Source organism: Microcoleus sp. D3_18a_C4, assembly GCF_036702415.1.
Taxonomy (GTDB): domain Bacteria; phylum Cyanobacteriota; class Cyanobacteriia; order Cyanobacteriales; family Microcoleaceae; genus Microcoleus.
Map to the genome: position 1 here is coordinate 1 of NZ_JAUBTI010000186.1, position 5,838 is coordinate 5,838.

The 5,838-nt window shown below is 46.9% G+C and carries 6 protein-coding genes; 2 read left to right on the top strand and 4 right to left on the bottom strand.

Features of this window, described 5'->3' with window-relative positions; all coding sequences use genetic code 11:
* Window positions 1-162: 162 nt before the first annotated feature.
* The 3 genes from QUB16_RS32685 to QUB16_RS32695 all read right to left on the bottom strand — a co-directional run bounded on the left by QUB16_RS32685 (window position 163) and on the right by QUB16_RS32695 (window position 1,545).
* Complete coding sequence (locus QUB16_RS32685) at window positions 163-450, bottom strand: YggT family protein (protein ID WP_333102770.1); 288 nt, start codon at window positions 448-450, stop codon at window positions 163-165.
* A gap of 230 nt (window positions 451-680) precedes the next feature.
* Entirely contained in the window at window positions 681-1,004 is a 324-nt protein-coding gene (locus tag QUB16_RS32690; RefSeq protein ID WP_333322512.1) for a hypothetical protein, read from the bottom strand.
* A gap of 172 nt (window positions 1,005-1,176) precedes the next feature.
* Window positions 1,177-1,545 (bottom strand): YkgJ family cysteine cluster protein, encoded by a 369-nt coding sequence (locus QUB16_RS32695; RefSeq protein ID WP_333322513.1) that lies wholly within the window; start codon window positions 1,543-1,545, stop codon window positions 1,177-1,179.
* A gap of 357 nt (window positions 1,546-1,902) precedes the next feature.
* Here QUB16_RS32695 and psb30 point away from each other — a divergent pair, with 357 nt between their 5' ends.
* The gene (gene psb30 / locus QUB16_RS32700; protein ID WP_333094330.1) at window positions 1,903-2,043 is read left to right on the top strand and encodes a photosystem II reaction center protein Ycf12/Psb30; all 141 of its coding nucleotides are present in this window, start codon (window positions 1,903-1,905) and stop codon (window positions 2,041-2,043) included.
* Between the two features lie 121 nt (window positions 2,044-2,164).
* On the opposite strand, the gene QUB16_RS32705 is transcribed toward psb30, so the two are convergent.
* On the bottom strand, window positions 2,165-4,282 hold the full coding sequence (locus QUB16_RS32705; RefSeq protein ID WP_333322515.1) for a DHH family phosphoesterase: 2,118 nt from the start codon (window positions 4,280-4,282) through the stop codon (window positions 2,165-2,167).
* A 378-nt stretch (window positions 4,283-4,660) separates the two neighbouring features.
* Here QUB16_RS32705 and QUB16_RS32710 point away from each other — a divergent pair, with 378 nt between their 5' ends.
* Entirely contained in the window at window positions 4,661-5,566 is a 906-nt protein-coding gene (locus QUB16_RS32710; protein WP_333322516.1) for a bestrophin family ion channel, read from the top strand.
* Window positions 5,567-5,838: the final 272 nt, after the last annotated feature.

Consider the following 5,838-nt stretch of genomic DNA (forward strand, 5'->3'; position numbering starts at 1 on the left):
GCGTCCCCGCTCGCGTATTGTACAATACGCGAGCGGGGACGCTCGCACTGTAAATGCAAAACTGAGATGCTCCCTAAAAATGTCAAATCTAAAATTTAGTTGTCGGCAGCTAGGTCGGCAAAACAATTTACGCTCGATGCTTAAAAACTTAAGCTTTTCAAACTACAAGGATGTTTGCAAGCTGGTCAAAAGACCGATCAAGAATTCCGAGCCGAATTGCAGTACAAAAAACGCAATTAGTGGCGAAAAATCAATCCCTCCCAAGGGGGGGATAATCGAGCGGAATAGATTGAGGTAAGGGTCTGTTAACTGACTCAAAATTGAAAACGGGGGGTCGTACCAATTGATGTTAGGGAACCAGCTTAACAGCACCCGAATAATCATCAGGGCTACATAGATTTGCAGAAATGTGGACAGCGTGGTTGCCAAAAGGCCTATGGAAGAACTCATAAATTTTGCTTGTAGTTTGAGTAAAGTTTACAGACACTTTAACTTAAAGTTTAGCATAGGTCGGGGAGAGGGGGAGCATGAGGCTGTTTACGGGCGGGCTAGAAGAGTAACGGCCCACAATAAAATTCACTCTTGGCTTCACAGGCCCGAAAGGCCTGTGAAGCGAGAATGGTGCAAGATGTCAGTAGCGCGCATCGATCTGCCAGACTAATCTAAAATTTTAAAGGGATTCAGGAGTCGTTGGCGATCGAACCCTCGCTCCCCGGCGCCGGCGCGTTCCCGTTTACGTCGCCGAGTTGCAGCCGCACGTCATCTATTGCCTGATTTAGCTGGGCAATTTTATCTTCTAAACTCAGCCTTGCTACTTCCATACTGTCGGCTTCGAGTTGGCTGGCTTTCCTCTGGCGGATTTTTCTGGTTTTTGCGTCTGAAGGTTCACTCAGCAAAGCTTCAGCAGCGCGCCGCGACAGCACCGCGCCCAAAACTGCACCCACCAAGCCGCCAACTGCAGCTCCGGCAATAAATCCCCCTGTAAAACCCTCTCGATTGCTCATGGATCAACTCAACTGCGCGATATTTCTTTGATTTGTTTATTTTGACACTCTCCCGGTGAGAAACCGGCAGACGATCGTTCGATTTGAGATTTTAGACTTTTGATTAAAGAATTGAGATGGCGATATCGAAAATGAGCCGGAGGGACAAAAGCCCAAACGGGCATCAAGTCGGTTAGTTGTCAGGTAAGGCGAGAATTCCGACTTCAGAGTTAAAGCGGATCATTTCCAAAGATCGATCGCCATACAGATCTTCAATGTGTTCCAAGCAGCACTCGATCGCGAAATCGTTCAATTGGGCCGGCTCAACGCCGTACATATCCTGAAACACCTCTGAGTCTACCCGACAAAAGCGCGGTCGATCGGCATAAATTCCGCATTCTCGCGTCGCTCTGTCAAAATTGATACACCAACCGTCCTCTCCGACTAAGCTCAAATAGAGCGCTAATTCGTCTTCAGATAAATACTCGTCTAAGTCTGGGCGCTCTGTTGGGTCGAGGTAACAACAAGCACCGCACTGCTTTACGCAACGCCAAGTAGCCATAGTTTGATTTTAGATTTTAGATTTTAGATTTTAGATTTTAGATTCGGAGCATAATCGGGAAAATGCCAAACTTTAGGAGATTTGGGCTCTTCAAGTATATCAATTGCCAGCGCCGGAGGTTCAGAGCCCGAAGGGGCGGTTCGATTTTAGATTTTAGATTTTAGATTTTAGATTGGGGGGACTTTCCAGGAAGGGGCATCAAGTCCCTGGTTTCCTGTGACTGAGAGGTCGATCGTAGTTTACATTTTGTTGAATTTTGTAAAGTTCCTTAAAAAATAGGGACGATCGCCCGGTAAAATCAGAAGCGGATTTTCTAATTCAACAATCTAGACTTAATCACTACAGTCAGGAGGACAAATGGACTTTATAACCGATCTTTTCAGTGGTCTGGGTGGTGTAGACTACCAACTCATTGTTCAGGTAGCTTTACTCGCAGCCGTCGTGCTTTCTGGCCCGATCGTGATTTTTCTGCTGGCCGCTAGAGGCGGCGACCTGTAATTATAGCACGCTCCGGGGCGATCGAGAGTTGGGAGTTTTGAGTTTTAAATTATTGAAAATTCACAACGCTCGATCGCCAATTTTCCCTGCTGCACGAGCTTTGTTATCAAATACCGAGTTATCAAATACCCAGGGCGTGTTTAGCAGTTTGAATCAAATTCTCAAAAAAAGGTAGAGATACATCGACTTCTCTAGCATCTTTGCGGGAGTTGCCTAACAAACCGATGTTTTGTCCGGGTGCCACAGCCAAAACTTGCCCTTGAGAGTTGCGAATTCTCAATTCTTCGATCGAGCCGGCAGGAGACAGACTGCAAGAATAAGTGCGATCGCAATAATCAAACTCAACTTTTCCGAACCTCGGCGGCCGGGAACTAGCAGCATTTGCGGGCAGCCGGACACCCAACAATTCTAACTCCACCGATGTCTTGCCATTAAAACTATTTTCCCGCAATCGGTAAGCAATATCAACCCGCCGAGGCAAAGGAAAATATTCCCCCCAACGCCAAGCAATCGCCTTCACACTAGCCGATACATTTCCATCTTGAGTTGCAGTTAGTTTAACGTGACCTCCTTTACCAACAATTTTCTGTTCAGTTATGCAAACATTAGGTGTCCAAAATACAGGAGCCTTATTTTCAATCCCGCAAGGTTCCAGAGCATCAATTTGTCGGTAAAGGTCGAGATTAATCTCAGCCAAATCCGCTCGCACATCAACTGAAACCAGCGGTTTTAGGTGTTCCGGCTGCAAACATTGATTGGCAAAAATTGACAGTTGATTGCGAAATTGTTCTAGATTCTGGGCCGGCATAGAAAAACCGCCCGCCGCTTTGTGTCCGCCAAATTTAGTTAATAAATCCGCGCAAAAATTGAGCCCGTCAAATACATTAAACTCAGGAATTCCCCTCGCCGAACCCCGAACAATTTTAGCGGGCGGGCACGGGGGCACCGCCCCTACTGCCTCATCCTCAAAAGTACCGATAAACACAGGTACGCCGTAGCGTTCCACCAACCGAGAAGCTACAATCCCGATCACCCCGTGGTGCCAACCCGGTTGCACGACAACTAAAACTCGTTCTTGCTGCAAGTCGAGATCGCTTTTCTCGCACCAAGCGATGGCTTCCTGCTCAATTTCCTGGCACAACTCCTGCCTGCGCTGATTAATTTGTTCGCACTGCATCGCGTTTTTGAGAGCTAATTCGCGATCGTCCGTAGTCAGCAACTCTATCACAATTTGAGGGTCAGCCAACCGCCCCACAGCATTAATCCGGGGGCCAAGCCTAAAACCAATATCTTCAGGCTTTAACGTATTTTGAGTAGGGGCGGTGCCCCCGTGCCCGCCCTTGAGTTTTGAGTTGAGAATAGATGAACTTTCCCCACTTCCCGGCTGCACTCCCGCCACCTGAATCAAAGCCTGAATACCCGCCAATTGCGAGTGAGGCAACAGCCGCAAACCCCGCTTCACCCAGCGGCGGTTAACTCCTGTCAAAGGTGCTAAATCCGCAATAGTTCCTAAAGTAAATAACTCCAGCAGCGGATTCACCAACCCGCCCAGTTTCTGCATATCCTGAGCCAAAGTAATCGCCAAAACATAAGCAACACCTACGCCAGCCAAACCGCGATATGGTGAAGATTCTGCGATTAATTTCGGGTTGAGAATAGCATCGGCCGGCGGCAGTTTTGGTGGCAAATCGTGGTGGTCTGTAATAATAACTTTGACACCGAGTTCTCGCGCTCTGGCAACCGGGCCGTAGGCTGCAATGCCGTTGTCAACCGTGAGAATGAGAGCGACACCTTCCGAGTGAAATTCTTCTACAATGCGATCGTTAATCCCATAACCTTCTCGCATCCGGCTCGGAATAGCATAATCCACATTCGCCCCCAGAACCCTGAGAGCTCGCAGCAACAAAGCCGTGCTCGTCATCCCGTCAGCATCGTAGTCGCCGCAAATCGCAATTTTTTGCCCTCCCGAAATCGCCTCCCGCAACAATTTGACACTCGCAGCCAAATCTGGAAACTCATCGGTTGGCGCGGGCAAAACCAGAGATTCCGGTTCGATAAACCCTTGCACTTCTTTAACCGAATCGATGCCCCGGTTAATCAGTACCTGTGCCAGCAAGGGCGACAAACCGATTTCAGTGGCAAACTGTTCGGCTTGCTGTGGTTGAGGCGAATAAATTTGCCACCGTTGGTTTGGCAATCGGTGAAAATGCGGGGGCACAGATGTCGGTAGCTCTTGCACGGAAGCTGAGGTTTAAAGATACATAGTTAATCTTACCGAATTAAGTGCCTCAGTCAATCAATTTTAGATTTTAGGTTTTAGGTTTTAGATTTTAGATTGATCCTAAAGATTAGTTTTTTGAGTAAAATCCAAAGGTTGTTTGTAGGAAAGCTTTTTTCGGAAGCTGTCACCGCACCCAAATAGGGATACAAGCCCCCGACAGCAGTCGTGGAGACCAAAAAATTTTAGACCAAAGTTCAAACGCCCCAGGTTTATCTGTGGAGTCAATCTAAAATCTCGAATCTCAAATAGACTGAGGGGAGCAGCAGAACTAAGTGTAGCAGGCATTTGTGCGGCAGGCCCTAGGGCGCAGACTACTAATTTAATGAGGAGACTTGCATGAGTGGCGATCGACCGTCGTGGTTTAAAATTGCATTACAGGTTCGGGGGTCTGTCATTCCCTCAATTTTGCCGCGCGTTTTGCTGTGCGGCTGCTTTGGAGTTTTTATTTCCCTGCTGCACTTTTTTAAGTTGCAGGTATCCATGCCCTTTTTGTCGAGTATTGTACCGAGTATTGTCCTGGGTTTACTGTTAGTTTTTAGGACAAATACAGCCTACGAAAGATTTTGGGAAGGTCGAAAAATGTGGGGAACTTTAGTCAACAACGTCCGCAATTTGGCGCGCCAAATCTGGGTAGCAATTGAGGAAAAAGACCCGCAGGATATCGAAGTCAAAAAGTCAGCCCTGCGCCTGTTACCTGCCTTTGCAGTGGCGCTGAAATTGCACTTGCGGCAACAATCAGTTAATCCAGAGTTGGAGCATTTAATGTCCCCAGCGCAGTACCAAAAGCTCAAATCAATGAACAATCCGCCCCTAGAAATTGCCTTTTGGATTGAGGATTATATGCACGAGCAGTACGAGCGCAATTGCCTGGATGTCTATCAGTTAACTGGTATGAATCAGTTGCTCAACTCTATGATTGATGTATTAGGTGGCTGCGAGCGGATTTTGAAGACGCCTATCCCTTTGGCTTACGCGATTCACCTGAAACAACTATTGTTACTTTACTGTTTGGCACTGCCCTTTCAAATGGTGAAAGATTTAACTTGGGGAACCGGCTTAGTTGTGGCTTTAATTAGTTTTACTTTGTTCGGGATAGAAGAAATCGGCATTGAAATAGAAAATCCCTTCGGACACGATGCCAATGATTTGCCTTTGGACAATATGTGTGCGGCCATGCAGCGCAATATGGACGATTTAATTTCTTTATCTCCTAGCGTTCACGAACAGGTGAAAGATAAGTAGAGTCATTAATCATTGGTCGTAGGGTGCGTCGCCCTCAAAAATTCCTAAAAAAATAGACAATCTTACAGCGACGCACCTTACAAAATTAGTCATTAGTAATTAGTCATGAGTGAACTGTAGGGGCGGGTTCACCAATAATCCTCACAGTGCAAACAGATTTAATAAACCCGCCCCCGCCCCACCATAAAATTCTTTACTAAGGATCGCGAATTAAATAACTTACAATTTTAATTGTTATTGTGGGATGGGCGTCCCGCCCGTCCAAAAAGGAC